This is a genomic window from Bradyrhizobium sp. 2TAF36 (assembly GCF_052114925.1).
Taxonomy (GTDB): Bacteria; Pseudomonadota; Alphaproteobacteria; order Rhizobiales; family Xanthobacteraceae; genus Bradyrhizobium; species Bradyrhizobium barranii.
In genome coordinates this window covers 1-14,374 of the sequence record NZ_JBFRFR010000014.1, presented here as the reverse complement: position 1 = coordinate 14,374, position 14,374 = coordinate 1, and the positions used below count along the sequence as shown (strand labels likewise).

Sequence of the window (14,374 nt, the reverse complement as noted above, 5' to 3'; positions counted from 1 at the left end):
TGGGTTTCGCGTCTCTATGCGCGCGAACGCAGAATGAAGCCGGAGCCGCGAACATTGTGGATGAGCTGCGTATCGCCGGGACCATCGACCTTGTGGCGCAGCCGGCCCATATGCACGTCGATCAGATTCGTCGTTGCCGGAACGAACTTGTAGTTCCAGACCTCTTCGAGCAGCATCGCGCGCGTGAGCAACTGATCGCTCCGGCGCATCATGTATTCGAGCAGGCGGAACTCGCGCGGCAACAGATCGATCTCGCGCTCGTCCCGTCGCGCGGTCCGCTCGATCAGGTCGAGCTCCAGCGGCCCGACATGCAACGTGGTCTCGCGGCTGTCCATCGGACGGCGCAGCAATGCCTCTATGCGCGCGACGAGCTCGATGATGGCGAACGGCTTGGTGAGATAGTCGTCTCCCCCCATGCGCAATCCGCGGACCCGATCGTCGACGGCGCCGAGCGCACTCAGAACCAGCACCGGCGTCCCGACCCGATCCTTGCGCAAGGCCTCGATCACGGTCAGTCCGTCCATTCCGGGCAGCATGCGATCGACGATCATGGCATCCGGACACGCCGCGCGCGCCCGATCGAGACCGTCGACGCCGTCAGGGGCCCATTGGACCTCAAAACCGCGATCGGCGAGTTCGGCGACGATCACCTCGGCGGTTTCGGCATCATCTTCGATCAGAAGAATCCGCGTCATGATCCTGCTCCCACGTTCTGCGAGGCGCTTCGGCCTGCGGCGCGGGAGCACGGGCTCGGCGGTCCGGAGCGTCATGTTCAATGCCCGCCCGCTCTGGACGCGCGGCGCCGCGCCAGCCTGCCATAGGCCACTCGTTGTCTGACGAGATAGTCCTGCGGAGCATGGGGCACCACTAAATAGCGATTCAGGAAGCGCGCCGAGCCCGTCGCCAACAGGGCCAGCGCGATGGCCATACGTCTCGCTGTCGTCATGATCATCTTCCGCCTCCATTCTGAACTGCGCTTTCATGAACATATGCCTGCGATGCGCTCCCCGTTACTCTCAAGGCAACGGATGTTGCGCATTCGCACGATCGTGCTTGCAGCGCCGCGCCGGCTCACAGGCCGTTGAAATCCGGTGAGCAATTCGTGCATTTGGATGACGCCCGGCCGTCCATACGTTGATGGTGAGCCGCTTGGTCGGCCTGATGTCATCAAAGGAGAAGCCGAAATGACCACTCTCAAACTCTTGTCGACGGGATTGATTGCAGCCGCCTTGCTCGGGGGACCCGTCATGGCGCGCGAGCACCATTCCGTCATGCGACAGCCCGCGATGACAACCGATACGGCCGCGTCGGACGCGCCCTTCTATCAGCAGGGAGGCCGCGTCTGCGTTCCCGCGCCGCGCGTCGGCGCTTTCGCGACGGCGCCGTGGACCGGCAACAACGTGCCTTGCGAGCCCGGCACGGGCAGCTTCTGATTGCGGCATTTCCTTGGCCGGCCGGGCGCCTCGGTCGGCCGTTCCTCATCGAACGACGGGGGCGGGCTGGAACGTTCAGCCCGCCCCCTTCTGTGAGCCGCGGCCCCCGCGGCAGGGTCAACTTCCCTACCGGTGCGCCTCGTTCCTGAAGTCGAATTTAGTGGGATTGCCGCGCATCGCTCCTACCTCTCCTTTCATCACGAGCCTTGTCATCAGGAGCTTTTGGCGACGGCACGACGCGGAAGCGGACTGCATGGATGACCAGGCAGATCGACACGAAAGGAGTGTCCCATGAAACGAGCAATCATGATTTTAGCAACGGCGGCGCTTGCCTCGACCCTGGCCATCGGCGCGGCCGAGGCGCACGGCGGTGGCGGCGGCGGTGGCCACGGTGGTGGCTTTGGCGGCGGCGGCCACGCCAGTTTTGGCGGTGGTGGCTTTGGCGGCGGACATATGGGCTTCGGCGGCGGCGGCGCGCATTTCGGTGGCATGGCGCGTGATGGAGGCTTTGGCGGCGAACATCTCGGATTCGGCGGTCATGCCGGCAACGGCGGCATCAGCCTGCGCCAACATGCGTTTCACCGCTTTGGTCGCGATCGACCCGGATACGGATTCTACGGCGCCTATCCAGATTGCTACGATTGGTACGAGTTGCACCCCGACCAGCCGTTGCCGCTGAGCTGCAGCTAGTCAGCACACACAGCGCTCCGCCGTCAGTCCAGACCGACCGCGGAGGTTGCGGCGCCGCCCCGCTCACGACTTGGCCGAGCCTCGCTCGGCCATTTTGCGATGCTGGTTTGCCAACAAGTCTAGGAGGGGCGGAAGCCCGGAGGCATCGTTCGCCAGACTTTGTCTTTGAGGCAATAGGCACGGGCGCCCTCGGGAATATCTTCGGCGGCGCCGCCCTCATGTTGCTCGTAAAGGAGCGCCGGGAACAGCCTCCCTTTGATGACTTTGATCATATCACCGCGTCGAATGTCCGCGCCGGCCGTTCCCGTCAAAACCGACATGATCCCTCGCGAAGCGCACGTAGCATGCCAAACGAGCTCGTCGACCGGACGGGCTTGTCTGAAGCTATCTCGAAGCGGAACGGTCTTCCAATAACCCGAAAGGACTACTCCCTGAACGGGCTGCCCTTGCCGCCTGATGCCGAAGAGTCTGCGAGGATCCCGCTGCGGAGCGCGCGCAAGGCGGCTGGTTCTGAGGAGTTGCGTATCTCAAGTCCGAACCGCACCGCCCCGGGAAACCCCACTCGCTTCGCCGGATGGAAGCGGCCCCCTAAGTCCTAGCTCGTTTCTTGGCAGCAGCGGCCCCGCCAACGCGGTTACAATATAGCGGGGCCGCCTGCCCTGCGAACGTCGGTGCTTAACCTGGGCCCGAAGGCCACTAGATTTTACCCCGAGCCGCCGAGAACGCGGATTGGTCGAAAGAGGCACCCATTTCGGAGCGTCCCGGTCTGTCAGACCAGCATCCTGCTTTCGACAGCACCTCTTTCTGAAGCGGAAGTGGCGCGACCGGACCGACTATTCGACGGTCACGGACTTCGCGAGATTCCGCGGCTGGTCCACGTCGGTCCCCATAATCGCGGCACTGTGATAGGCAAGGAGCTGTAGCGGCACCGCGAGAGCCAGCGGCGCCACGATCGGGGGCATATCCGGTAAGGACAGAACCGAGCAACCACTGGACGCGGCGAGTGAAGCACCTCTCTCGTCGGTCAAGAGGATGATGCGGCCCCCACGGGCGATCACCTCCTGCATGTTCGACATGGTCTTTTCGAACGTCGCGTCGTACGGCGCAATGACGATGACCGGCAGGCCCTTGTCGATCAGCGCGATCGGTCCATGTTTGAGCTCACCGGCCGCATAGCCCTCTGCGTGAATGTAAGTGACCTCCTTGAGCTTGAGGGCCCCCTCCAATGCGAGCGGATAATTGGTGCCCCGGCCGATGAACAGGGCGTCTCTGGCCCTGGCGATCTCACGCGCGAGCTCATGGACTTTCGGCTCCAGTTCGAGCGCGCGGGCCATATAGTCTGGAATCTCGGCAAGGGCCCTGACGAGTGAGCGCTCGTCTTCGGCCGAGACCACACCGCGACTGCGACCGGCAGCGATTGCAATGCAGAGCAAGATTGCCAGCTGACAGGTGAACGCCTTTGTCGATGCGACCCCTATTTCCGGACCGGCCAATGTGGGCATTACGATGTGGCTTGAACGAGCCATCGTCGAGGTTTGCACGTTGACGACAGAGAGAATACGCTGGCCGTGGGTCTTGGCGAACTCCAACGAAGCGAGCGTGTCGGCCGTTTCCCCAGATTGCGACACGAAAATCGCCAGATTGCCCGCGCCAAACGGAACATCGCGATAGCGGAACTCCGAAGCAATATCGATCTCGACCGGGAGCTTGGCGTAGCGCTCGAACCAGTACTTCGCAATCAGACCGGCGTAGAAGGAGGTCCCGCAAGCTACAATCGACACGCGATCGACTGTCCCGAAGTCCACGTCCACGCCTGCCGGCAACCTGATCCTCCCGTCGGGCGCGATATATTGCGCAAGCGTCTGCCCAACCACCTTCGGCTGTTCGTGAATCTCCTTCGCCATGAAGTGGCGATGCTCGCCCTTGTGAACAATCACAGCAGCACCAGCGATTTTGGCCGACGTACGGCGCAGGCGCGCGCCGTTCACGTCGATAAACTCGATCTGCTCCCGGGTCACGACGGCGAGGTCGCCGTCCTCAAGGTAGGCGACAATGTCCGTCAGAGGCGCGAGCGCCATCGCATCCGACCCCAGGAACATTTCGCCGCAACCGTAGCCGACAGCAAGCGGCGAGCCCTTTCGGGCACCGATCAGGAGATTGTCGTGCCCCTCGAACAGGAAGGCGAGCGCGAACGTTCCGCTCAAGCGCGGGAGCACCTTACGCACCGCTGCGACCGGCTCGTATCCGTTCTTCCGCTCGCGGCTAACGAGATGCGCGACCACTTCGGAGTCGGTTTCGGTCGCAAAATGTGCACCGGCCGCTTTGAGGTCATTGCGCAATTCGCGGTGGTTTTCGATGATCCCATTGTGCACGATCGCCACACCGTCAACCATGTGAGGATGCGCATTCGTCTCATCGGGACGGCCGTGCGTCGCCCAGCGCGTGTGACCAATTCCAATCCGCCCGGCAAGCGGCTCCGAGTCGAGCCGAATCTTGAGGTTCACGAGCTTTCCGACCGCACGACGTCGCGTCAGCGAACCGTCCTCGAGAGTGGCAATACCGGCCGAGTCATATCCGCGATATTCAAGCCGCTTCAGCGCATCCAAAAGGAGAGCAGAAGCAGGACCCCGCCCGACGACACCAACAATTCCGCACATGGCCTCTCTCCGAGCATCTACCAACGACCCCACGAAGCGCGCCGCCCGGCGCAACCCCGATTGGGGCAACCTCCTTAATGCGACGGCAGCGGCCTGGCCCCCTCACCTTCGGCCTGACCTGCTGCGCATGCTTCAGCGAGACGCTCAAGCTAGCCGCCTCCCGGCCGCCCGCGCGCCTGTCGAACATCGTCGACAAGATTGGCGAGTAGTATCGTGGGACGTGAATTCTAACACACGCGGCCGCCGATTGTATGATGATGACGGAGTAGACCTCATGCCCATTGGCTCTGCACTTGATCGCTACACCGGCACACGCTTGACCAATCGTTCGGTTTGCCGCGGCCCGTTCGAGAGCTCGGCGACGATGCGATTGAGCAGATGAAGCGCCGGGATTTGCGCTGACCGGCGCAGATTGAACGCGAGATGCTCTTTCCGAAACATCGAAAACAGTGAGACTCCTGCCGAGTTCGTTGCCAGCGCATAATCCACGGCGAAGGCAGCGGCGATCTCGGTGAGGTCGCCCCGGTATCCCATCTCGTAAAGGCCGTTCAGTATTTCCTTCTCCGATCCCAGCCTCGCGACAAGCGGATCGACGCTCGAAAATGATCCATACGTGACAAGCGTCCTGCGCCGCGCAATCTCCGTCGATCTCTGAAGATTCGGCTCGAGCGGATTATTCGCTATCTGTATCAGCCGGTATGGTAGCGATTCATGGAGGTCGTCAATTCCGCCCTCGTTATTGCCCGCAATCGAAATGGCGCGGGCCTTCCCGTCCTGGACGATGCGCTCGACCGCTCGAATGATGTCTTCGCGAACGACCTCTTCGCGGGTGGGACGGTGGAGAGCAAGCACATCTACATAATCCGTGCGGAGTCGCCTCAAGCTGTCCTCGATGCTCGTCCTGATCAGCTCGGCCGATAGCGGCACTTTGAAGGGCTTCGATTTCATTGCGGAGAGGCGCGGTTGGATCCCGGGAAACACCGCAAGAGCGGCGCGCGCGATCGGCTTCAGGATCCGCTTAACGGCGGAGGTATCACGCGGGCGCATCCCGACCTTTGTGCAGATATGGACGCTGCCGCGCTTGCTGGATACGAACTGGCCCAAAATAGACTCGGCCATCCCATCGCCATACGAAGGCGCCACGTCGTACCAGGTTATTCCGGCGTCGTATGCGCGCTCGAGCCCCTCGATCCCCCTGCGAGCCCCAACGCGCCCCCCGAGCGACGCGCAGCCGAAACCGATGCTCGATACATTCGCGCCGAGAGCATCAACACGGACCATCTTCATCGCAAGCACCCCTGACCACGCCGTTTGCGCTCAAGTCACCGACGTCGATCGTTCGACAGCGCGTACTCCAAGCCGACGGCCACGTCGGGCAAGCCCGCCGCCGAAACATCTCTGCAGGTTTGCCTGGCTTCATCTTCATGCAAATGGATGATGACGGGGTTCGCTCGGACATTACATACGCTACGCCCCTGGAATTTGAGACAGTGGCGGGGATGCGCGGAGTAGTCCGTTCGAACGGCTGCTGGCAGCTCGGCTCCGCCGCCATCGTCAGGTGTGCTCATTTGCGCAATCGAGATGCGGCGCGATTGAGAGTTAACTTTCTGCGATCGATGGCACCTTCTTCGCCGTTCGAAACTCCATCTAACTTGGACAGCGAATGTCATCTCGCTCAGAACAAGTTGCCGACGACGTTCTGGTGACCGGAGCTGCTGGCTTCATCGGTTTTCATGTCGCCCGTCGGCTGCTCGACGAGGGACGCCGGGGCGTCGGATTGGACAACATCAACAGCTACTACGATCCCGCCTTGAAGCGCGCGCGTCTCGATATTCTGCGCCGCGATCCGCGTTTTTCCTTCGTGCAGATCGATCTTGGACATCGGTCGACGATGGCCGAGTTGTTCGCAAAACATCGTTTTGCGAGAGTGGTCCATTTGGCCGCTCAGGCCGGCGTCCGGCATTCGATCGATCAGCCGCACGCTTATGTCGACGCCAATCTTGAGGGGTTCCTCAACGTCCTCGAAGGCTGCAGGCATAACGCCTGTGGTCATTTGATCTACGCATCGTCATCGTCCGTGTACGGCGCCAATGCCGAGTTGCCATTTTCGACCCGGCATAGGGCCGACCACCCCGTCAGCTTCTATGCCGCGACGAAGAAAGCCAACGAGCTGATGGCCCATTCTTACAGCCACCTGTACCGGCTCCCGGTCACCGGCTTACGATTCTTTACGATCTACGGCCCGTGGGGCCGGCCCGACATGGCGATATTCCTGTTCGCCGACGCGATCGTTAAAGGCAAGCCGATCAAGCTCTTCAACCATGGCAAGATGCGGCGCGACTTCACCTATGTCGACGACGTCACGCGCGTCATCTCGCGGCTGATCGAGCGCGCTCCGGAGGACAACGCCGATGCGGCGGGCGCACCGGCCAAGCTCTACAATGTAGGCAATAACCGCCCGGAAGCGCTGATGCACGTCCTCGAATTGATCGAGAAAGAGCTGGGACGAACCACGGCGAAGGAAATGCTGCCAATGCAGCCTGGGGATGTTCCGGAAACGTTTGCCGACGTTGGCGATCTCATGCGCGATACCGGCTTTTCGCCCTCCACCCCTATCGAAACCGGCATATCCAATTTCGTCCGCTGGTATCGCGACTACTACCGGATATGATTTTTCGAGATCATCTCCCCAAGGGTCAAACCGTCCGCTCCCGATCGATCGGAGTATCGGTTGCAACTTCTGCGCGGCGGTGATGGACGACCAGGCGGGACTTGCGAAGAAAAGAGCGCGGCCCCGGCGGGGGCATTGGGGATTCGCAGGGCCGGGGCCGCAACGCTGCGCCGAAGTGGGCTCCGTCGACGCAACATCATCGTAGTCCTCGAGAAGCAATTGTTCATTCTGAATTCGTGATCATAGAGATCAACGTCGGGGTACCCATCAATGATGATTGAGCCCTCCTAGAATAGCCGCTTGCTATGCGCGCCCCTGCGATGCGAAATCTTGACCGTGATGCGGGGGGCTCGCTGCAGTCATCGGAATGTTCGCGTTGTCCGGAGACATCCATGCCGCGGTATTTCTTTCATATCCACGACGGTCATTCAGTGCTCGACGATGTCGGACTTGATCTCCCCGACATTTCCGCGGCACGGACCACTGCGATCGAACTGAGCGGCGAGATCCTCAAGCACGACGTGATGGACCCACTCCTGCATTACATTTCCTGGCAGGTGGAAGTCAGCGACAGCCCCGAGCTTGGCGGCCGGTCGCTGTTCGTTCTTCAGTTCTCCATCGAGGGATAAGAGACCGAAAACGCAGCTTTGCCGGCGCTTGCGCAATCTGAAGGTGCAATAGTCGCTCGGCTGGGCTTCGGCGAAATGCCCGCATATCGCACTGCAAACAGTGCGAGATGATGTCTTAGCGTTCCCCGGGCACCGGATCCGATCCAGCATGCGCCGGTTTGTCCTGCGCCGAATTGGCGCGGTCATCCTGCGAGATGGCGAGGGCCGCAAGCGCAGTGCGATTCCCGATTTCAAGCTTCTGGAAAATGTTGTGGAGGTGAACCTTGATGGTGCCGTCCGCAATGTTGAGCCGGCGGCCGATTTCCTTGTTGGACAGGCCACGAGAGACCAGGCGCATGATCTGCCGCTCGCGCTCGGTGAGCACCGCGAGCGCACTTTCCGGATTCGGACTGTGCTCGCGAGGCGCGGCCTGATCGGTGGGTGATAACGGAACAACGGTCTGACCGTTGGCAATGTCTCGCAAGCCTTGCACCACGGCTTGGCCTGTCATCTCCTTGAGAAGGACACTGTACCCGGCGGGGGCGCCCGCCAACACAAGATCATAGTCCTCGCTGGGCGCGAAGAACACAAACCGCGTTGGTCGGCTGTCCGAATGGCTGAGCGAATTGTTCATCAGCGCGGTCAGCTCCGGCATTGCCGCATCCATGATCGCTATGTCGGGCGCAAGCGTCAAAATTGCCTGGATGCAACTCGCAGCATCGCCGCAGGATGCAACGACCTCAAAATCGGATTCTGAACCGAGAACACTTGCGAGACCCTGCAAAACCATTGGGTGTCGGTCTGCAATCACTACAGTCGCACGACGCATCGGGCGCTCCCTAACCTGCCGCCCCCAAAATTCCCGCGATTGAAGCTACAGGCCCCCGCCCTTGCCGCTCCAACATCAATTGATCACCAACAAATAAACTTCGAGCAATTCCCTAAAGTATCATTTGGCGTAGCGGACCTATGAGGCAAATAACCGCACGAGTCTGTGATCGCAATATACATCAAGTTCGCCGGATCAAAGGGCCGTATGAACCCGGTGGTCACGGCTCACAACCGCTGGAGAGCAGTCTTGCCACTTGGCAAGTTCGAAAGCATCGCGATGGAGCAAGGCTTTCGCGAACGGATTCACCCGCTCAGGGCGAACATTCAAAGGTTGAATCAGTATTCTCTTTCGCCCCCAAGTCAATCTCTGACGGCCGTTCACCAACAGCTTGAGGACCCATCGGCCTATAACCAAAGGTATATAGGCAAAATCGAAAGATCGAATCTAACCTTCAGTAATTATTAACTAAACGGCGCCCGGCTTCTGTAAATCAGAAAAACCGGGCCATGAGACGCTTTGTTCCTTTTCCTGCGTGTTTCCATTCAAGTTGTGTCATTGCGTTGGTTGCGGAGGGTAAGATGAGGAGGCGGCAATCCTGCAAAGTTGTTTTGATCGGACGAAATATTTTGCTGCGAGAGGGAATTTCTCAAATACTGCATGCGGCAGATTTTCAAATTGCGGTCTCGGCCTCGAGCACCGATGAAGTTACAAGCACACTCCAGGCACATCAGCAGCTCCTGTTTGTGATTATCCACAGCACCGGCGAATTCGATGCAGCCATGAAGCACATCGGGTTTGTAAGAGAGCACTATCCGGACGCGCGCGTCGCGATCGTTTCGGACCACTACCGGCCGGATGAGTTGATCGCGGCCTACAAGGCCGGCGCCAGCGGCTACTTCGTCGACGTCAATTCATGCGACGCTTTCATCAAGTCCATCGAACTCGTGACGATGGGCGAGACGGTGTTTCCACCGGCTTTCCTGTCATTCGTGCTCGATAGCGGTTTCGATCGCGAGCCTCAGCTTCAGCCAGCGATCGAAGAGCGATCAAATCTCCTCGTTGCGGCCGAAGAACGGATAGCACCTCATCTGTCACCGCGAGAGCGGGCGATTCTCTCCTATCTGATCGAGGGCAATTCCAACAAGTGCATTGCRCGAAAGATCGATATTGCCGAGGCGACCGTGAAGGTTCACGTCAAGGCGATCCTGCGCAAGATACGGGTCCAGAACAGGACGCAGGCCGCAATTTGGGGAATGAACAACGGATCACTGGTGCGGGTCTCGAATGGTCACGCGCTGCCGTTGTCAATCGATCGGGAACCTACGCTCAGCCTCGTGTCAAGCGACCGCGGACGTCACGAAATCGACGCCTCAGAGCCGGACTAGCCTGGCCGATCGGCCTGACGCCCATCACGCCCTCAACAAATCCCGGGCGGCCCCTGTACGCGCCGCCCAGCTAGCCGCGCCGGACTGATCTATCGATCGAGAGGATCAGAGCCTGCCCGTGCATCCGCAACATTTCGAGACGTCTCCTGCATTCAAATGATGCGCGTTGCGACTCAGCTAGAAAGCATCGGCGACCAATATTCCTGGTCGCCGCAGGAGCCTGGCCATCCGGGACGAGCCGTTTGCCGATACATCGCAGATCCCGACGCTGCTTCTATCTGGACGCGCAAATACAAGCACGGCCCGCACCAGCTCAACCAGCAGCCGCAGTTCCTGGCGACGAAAATTGCGGAAGCATTAGGTGCCGGCATGCCTTGCCTCTAGCGCCGTGGCTGGAGAGCTCTTTTTGATAGCGCGCGCGAATCGAATTTGTCCCACCCGTTCGCTGTGCCGCGCGCTGGCGATTTTTCGAGTAGAATCAGCTCATTTGCTGCCGAGGACGTCATCTCAGGGTCGGCCCAAACGAACCTCAAGTTTCCGCCGGGTTCACGAATTCAGGTAAAGCCGGCAGCCGGTCCTCGCTTATCTGGAAAGACCGGGACCGTGGTTGGGGCCGGATACTATCCGAAGAGCCTCCGCGTCATTCTGGACGGATCGAAGGGACCAATTACTCTTCACGTGGACTACGTGGCCATGATCGACACGTGAAGCGGGCGCAGCGTTCACGGCCCCACTCGCGGCAGAAGGCGCTCTTCAACGACGCGTTTTGAGTTACTCCAGAAGTATAGCCGGCCCCTGATCCAGCATTGGGCCGCTCTTTTGACCCATTTCAGCCAATCTTTGTTAGTTGCTCGTTGCTCGGGGCAGGATCCATCAATCCCGGAGCCTGCGATGTTCAAGCAAGTTATTTCTGCGTGCTGCCTCGTTGTGATCACCTCGCTCAATTCCGATGCACGACCCTATCGCATGCAGCACGCCTCTGAATGCAACGTCACCATGCCATGCGACTTCTCGAACTACGCGCAAATCCCGAACCAGCGAAGAGAGGCGCGAGACTCATTGCGGATACACCGAACCAAACAACTCTCCGTCGTCGCCAATACAAATATTGCGGCGTCTGATAGTCCCGTCAGCACTCGGATCGTTGGCGGCCGCCCCGGGGGCTGCCCCTCCTCATTCTGCGGTTGTGCCGCAGCCCTGCGCCTGTTTGGTCGCATCGTTCCGGAATTGAATCTCGCGGCAAACTGGCTGAGATTTCCGCGTACGTCGCCGGCACCAGGAATGGTCGCGGCAAGACGCGGGCACGTTTTCGTCCTCGAGCAGCACATCGGGGGCGACGTCTGGATGGCGTACGACGGCAACTCAGGTGGACGCGCAACAAGAATACACGCGCGTTCTTTGAGGGGGTACACGGTTGTGAATCCGCGCGCGACGCCGACTTGAATTTAGCCCTTTATCGAATCGGCAACACAGTTGCCAAGCACCGGCATGCTTTCACCGGGACAGCGGCAATCTCTCGTCGCTGAAGCGCCGTTATTCTCTCCGGTCGAAGCACGATCTAATGGCTCAACGCAATCATATTGGTTGGTCGCGGAGCTGGAGGCAAATGTGCTGGCGGCACCGATCGGCGGCCGTCAGCCCGACACCGTCAGGCGACGACAGATCTCGCGCTCTCCCGCTCTCGCATCGCTCCCTCGATAGCCTTCTCAAGGGCAGCCTGATCGAACGGCTTCGACAGGCGGCGCAGATTGGAACGCGCGTCGATGGGAAGCTCCGCATACCCGGTGCTCAGGAGGATGACCGTACCGGGACGCTCCACGACCACGGCTTCAGCAAGCTGCAGGCCGGTCATGACCGGCATCGCAAAGTCGGTGACGACGAGTTCGATGGTCTGCGTGCGGCGGAGGAGATCCAATGCCTCTTCGCCCGAGCGTGCCTCGACCACCGCATGCCCGAGATCCTCCAGCATTGCCGCCGTATTCTCGAGCACGAGAGGATCGTCGTCGACCAGAAGCACAGAAAGCCGGCGGTCGGCCCGAAGCATGGGTGCCGGGGACTCCGCGCGCGGTGCTGGCAGCGCGGCCTCCTCCTCGGCCACCGGCAGCCAGATCTCGGCCGTCGTGCCCACCCCAAGGCGGCTCTTCAAGACGAGCCTGCCGCCGGACTGCTCGGCGAGGCCGTGAACCATCGATAGTCCGAGCCCGGTGCCTTTGCCGATACCCTTCGTCGTGAAGAACGGCTCCTGAGCGTGCTTCAGCGTTTCCTCGTCCATGCCGCAGCCGGTGTCGCTCACCGAGAGCGCGACGTAGCGGGGAGCGCCAGCTTCGTGCTGCTCGTCTCGGGCGGAGATGGTTATCAGGCCGCCGGCCGGCATCGCATCACGCGCGTTTACGGCGAGATTGAGGATGGCCAGTTCGAGTTGGTTGGCGTCAATCTTTACGTTTGGCAGGTCCAGCGGAAAGAGTGTGTCGATACGGACGCCTGCCTCGAATTTCAGCAGTGACGCCATGCCCCGCACCAGTGCGGCGATATCGACGACAGCCGGCTTGAGATCCTGTTTGCGAGCGAAGGCAAGCAAGCGCTGGGTTAGCAGAGCGCCCCGCTGCGCGCCTTGCATCGCGTTGTCCACGAGACGCTGTATCTTCGGATCGTCTGTTTGCAGGCGTTTTTTCAGAAGCTCAAGGCTGCCCAGAACGGCGGCGAGCAGGTTGTTAAAATCGTGGGCCACGCCGCCGGTAAGCTGACCTCCATTTTCTGCGACAGCGTCAGCGCTTCGCGTGCCCGATCCAGCGCGTCCTGTGCCCGCCTCCTCTCGCTGATGTCGCGCACGATCTTGGCAAACCCAGTGATCAAGCCGCTTTCATTCCGTACCGCGACCAGGGTTGCCTCTGCCCAGAAACGGCTGCCATCCCGGCGCACGCGCCAGGCTTCCACTGCTGACTTGCCGTACCGCTCCGCCTCAAGGAGAGCACGTGCTGGCGCCCCGGACGCGCGGTCTTCGTCGGTATGAAGGATCGCGTAGCTGGTCCCGACGATGTAGTCGCCATAATCCATCAGCCGGCGCGCGCCGAGATTCCAGTTTCCCACGGACCCATTCGGCTCGATCATGAACATGGCGTGATCGGCGATGCCCTCCACCAGGAGCCGAAAGCGTTCTTCACTTCGCCTCAGCGCGCTGGCCTCGCGTTGGGCGCGCTCCGCCGAGGCCCGATCGTAGACGGCAGCGGCAATCCCGAAGCTCAGGATCAGGATGGTGGCGCCGGCGAGCAGAAATGCCAGCGGCGCCCGACCCACGAAATGTCCAGCGTGTCCCGCCATGGTGTTCGCAGGCTCGAACGAGGCACCTTCCATAGCTGCGTAATGCATGCCGGAGATCGCGAGACCCATGACAAGTCCTGCAAACAGCCGCTGCGTCGCACTTGTCTTGCGAAAGGCGAGCGAGAGCGCCACGACCGAAGCGCACATCGCGATCACGACCGAGAGCACGACCCACCGAGGATCGTACGCGACGGATGCCGCCATTCTCATCGCGCCCATGCCCGTATAGTGCATGCCGGATATGGCGAGCCCCATCGCAAGGCCGGACACCAGGAGCGCCTGCGGGCGTCTTCCGACCGCGGCAAAGGCCGCGGCCGCGACAACGATGGGGACGACAAGCGATAGAAAGGTGAGGATTGGATCGTAGGAGATATCGACCCCAGGCAGCCTGAAGGCCAGCATGCCGACGAAATGCATGGACCAAATGCCGCCGCCCATGGCCGTCGCCGCGGCTGCAAGCCAAGCCGGACGAGCCCGCCCGGACGCGGCACGCATCCGGGTCGCGAGGTCGAGCGCTGTGTAGGAGGCGAGCGCGGCGATCAGGATCGACAGCGCCACAAGAACGGGATCGTGAGAGGCCGTATGGTGATTCATTTCCACCAGATGGTAATGGAAATCTGGGGCAAATTCACCCTAGCACTACTTTGGCAGAATGTGTTTGCGCCCCTGTTTTTCAAGGATTTGCTTTCGGCAATATGGGCACTGCTGAGACGGCGGCCGAAGGATGAGATCGACGATGGCGTGACGTACGGCGGGCATGGTTGGCTGGGGCGGAGGCCC

General features: G+C 60.8%; 14 protein-coding genes. 6 read left to right on the top strand and 8 right to left on the bottom strand.

Features of this window, described 5'->3' with window-relative positions:
* Window positions 1-14: 14 nt before the first annotated feature.
* Window positions 15-695 (bottom strand): response regulator transcription factor, encoded by a 681-nt coding sequence (locus AB4Z51_RS10360; protein ID WP_014496376.1) that lies wholly within the window; start codon window positions 693-695, stop codon window positions 15-17.
* Window positions 696-772: 77 nt separating this feature from the next.
* On the bottom strand, window positions 773-952 hold the full coding sequence (locus AB4Z51_RS10355; protein ID WP_247308935.1) for a hypothetical protein: 180 nt from the start codon (window positions 950-952) through the stop codon (window positions 773-775).
* A 232-nt stretch (window positions 953-1,184) separates the two neighbouring features.
* On the opposite strand from AB4Z51_RS10355, the gene AB4Z51_RS10350 reads away from it, so the two are divergent.
* Together AB4Z51_RS10350 and AB4Z51_RS10345 are read left to right on the top strand one after the other, a co-directional pair.
* Entirely contained in the window at window positions 1,185-1,433 is a 249-nt protein-coding gene (locus AB4Z51_RS10350; RefSeq protein WP_441268502.1) for a hypothetical protein, read from the top strand.
* A 291-nt stretch (window positions 1,434-1,724) separates the two neighbouring features.
* Entirely contained in the window at window positions 1,725-2,123 is a 399-nt protein-coding gene (locus AB4Z51_RS10345; RefSeq protein WP_441497377.1) for a hypothetical protein, read from the top strand.
* 119 nt (window positions 2,124-2,242) lie between these two features.
* Here the strand turns inward: AB4Z51_RS10345 and AB4Z51_RS10340 are convergent, their stop codons facing one another.
* The 3 genes from AB4Z51_RS10340 to AB4Z51_RS10330 form a co-directional block, all read right to left on the bottom strand.
* Window positions 2,243-2,443: a hypothetical protein gene (locus AB4Z51_RS10340; protein ID WP_063984312.1), complete on the bottom strand. Its 201-nt coding sequence runs from the start codon at window positions 2,441-2,443 to the stop codon at window positions 2,243-2,245.
* A 513-nt stretch (window positions 2,444-2,956) separates the two neighbouring features.
* Window positions 2,957-4,780 (bottom strand): glutamine--fructose-6-phosphate transaminase (isomerizing), encoded by a 1,824-nt coding sequence (gene glmS, locus AB4Z51_RS10335; RefSeq protein WP_441497376.1) that lies wholly within the window; start codon window positions 4,778-4,780, stop codon window positions 2,957-2,959.
* Between the two features lie 300 nt (window positions 4,781-5,080).
* On the bottom strand, window positions 5,081-6,067 hold the full coding sequence (locus AB4Z51_RS10330; RefSeq protein WP_175618099.1) for an aldo/keto reductase: 987 nt from the start codon (window positions 6,065-6,067) through the stop codon (window positions 5,081-5,083).
* 376 nt (window positions 6,068-6,443) lie between these two features.
* Here AB4Z51_RS10330 and AB4Z51_RS10325 point away from each other — a divergent pair, with 376 nt between their 5' ends.
* Both AB4Z51_RS10325 and AB4Z51_RS10320 read left to right on the top strand, forming a co-directional pair.
* The gene (locus AB4Z51_RS10325; RefSeq protein WP_441497375.1) at window positions 6,444-7,451 is read left to right on the top strand and encodes an NAD-dependent epimerase/dehydratase family protein; all 1,008 of its coding nucleotides are present in this window, start codon (window positions 6,444-6,446) and stop codon (window positions 7,449-7,451) included.
* Between the two features lie 392 nt (window positions 7,452-7,843).
* Window positions 7,844-8,080 carry a DUF6894 family protein gene (locus tag AB4Z51_RS10320; RefSeq protein WP_028147263.1) on the top strand — a complete coding sequence of 79 codons (237 nt, stop codon included), beginning with the start codon at window positions 7,844-7,846 and terminating at the stop codon, window positions 8,078-8,080.
* Between the two features lie 115 nt (window positions 8,081-8,195).
* Here the strand turns inward: AB4Z51_RS10320 and AB4Z51_RS10315 are convergent, their stop codons facing one another.
* The gene (locus AB4Z51_RS10315; protein WP_084795225.1) at window positions 8,196-8,888 is read right to left on the bottom strand and encodes a LuxR C-terminal-related transcriptional regulator; all 693 of its coding nucleotides are present in this window, start codon (window positions 8,886-8,888) and stop codon (window positions 8,196-8,198) included.
* 581 nt (window positions 8,889-9,469) lie between these two features.
* On the opposite strand from AB4Z51_RS10315, the gene AB4Z51_RS10310 reads away from it, so the two are divergent.
* On the top strand, window positions 9,470-10,276 hold the full coding sequence (locus AB4Z51_RS10310; protein WP_205124608.1) for a LuxR C-terminal-related transcriptional regulator: 807 nt from the start codon (window positions 9,470-9,472) through the stop codon (window positions 10,274-10,276).
* 1,648 nt (window positions 10,277-11,924) lie between these two features.
* On the opposite strand, the gene AB4Z51_RS10305 is transcribed toward AB4Z51_RS10310, so the two are convergent.
* Together AB4Z51_RS10305 and AB4Z51_RS10300 are read right to left on the bottom strand one after the other, a co-directional pair.
* On the bottom strand, window positions 11,925-13,004 hold the full coding sequence (locus AB4Z51_RS10305) for an ATP-binding protein (RefSeq protein ID WP_441497374.1): 1,080 nt from the start codon (window positions 13,002-13,004) through the stop codon (window positions 11,925-11,927).
* Window positions 12,947-14,152 (bottom strand): MHYT domain-containing protein, encoded by a 1,206-nt coding sequence (locus AB4Z51_RS10300; RefSeq protein WP_441497373.1) that lies wholly within the window; start codon window positions 14,150-14,152, stop codon window positions 12,947-12,949. The genes AB4Z51_RS10305 and AB4Z51_RS10300 overlap by 58 nt, the downstream gene beginning before the upstream one ends.
* A gap of 24 nt (window positions 14,153-14,176) precedes the next feature.
* On the opposite strand from AB4Z51_RS10300, the gene AB4Z51_RS10295 reads away from it, so the two are divergent.
* Window positions 14,177-14,374, top strand: a 198-nt coding sequence (locus AB4Z51_RS10295) for a hypothetical protein (RefSeq protein WP_441497391.1), incomplete at its 3' end; no start/stop codon positions are given.

Coding starts and splice junctions, on each gene's coding strand:
- AB4Z51_RS10360 (WP_014496376.1), bottom strand. CDS start 695: ATGACGCGGATTCTTCTGATCGAAGATGATGCCGAAACCGCCGAGGTG.
- AB4Z51_RS10355 (WP_247308935.1), bottom strand. CDS start 952: ATGATCATGACGACAGCGAGACGTATGGCCATCGCGCTGGCCCTGTTG.
- AB4Z51_RS10350 (WP_441268502.1), top strand. CDS start 1,185: ATGACCACTCTCAAACTCTTGTCGACGGGATTGATTGCAGCCGCCTTG.
- AB4Z51_RS10345 (WP_441497377.1), top strand. CDS start 1,725: ATGAAACGAGCAATCATGATTTTAGCAACGGCGGCGCTTGCCTCGACC.
- AB4Z51_RS10340 (WP_063984312.1), bottom strand. CDS start 2,443: ATGTCGGTTTTGACGGGAACGGCCGGCGCGGACATTCGACGCGGTGAT.
- glmS (WP_441497376.1), bottom strand. CDS start 4,780: ATGTGCGGAATTGTTGGTGTCGTCGGGCGGGGTCCTGCTTCTGCTCTC.
- AB4Z51_RS10330 (WP_175618099.1), bottom strand. CDS start 6,067: ATGAAGATGGTCCGTGTTGATGCTCTCGGCGCGAATGTATCGAGCATC.
- AB4Z51_RS10325 (WP_441497375.1), top strand. CDS start 6,444: ATGTCATCTCGCTCAGAACAAGTTGCCGACGACGTTCTGGTGACCGGA.
- AB4Z51_RS10320 (WP_028147263.1), top strand. CDS start 7,844: ATGCCGCGGTATTTCTTTCATATCCACGACGGTCATTCAGTGCTCGAC.
- AB4Z51_RS10315 (WP_084795225.1), bottom strand. CDS start 8,888: ATGCGTCGTGCGACTGTAGTGATTGCAGACCGACACCCAATGGTTTTG.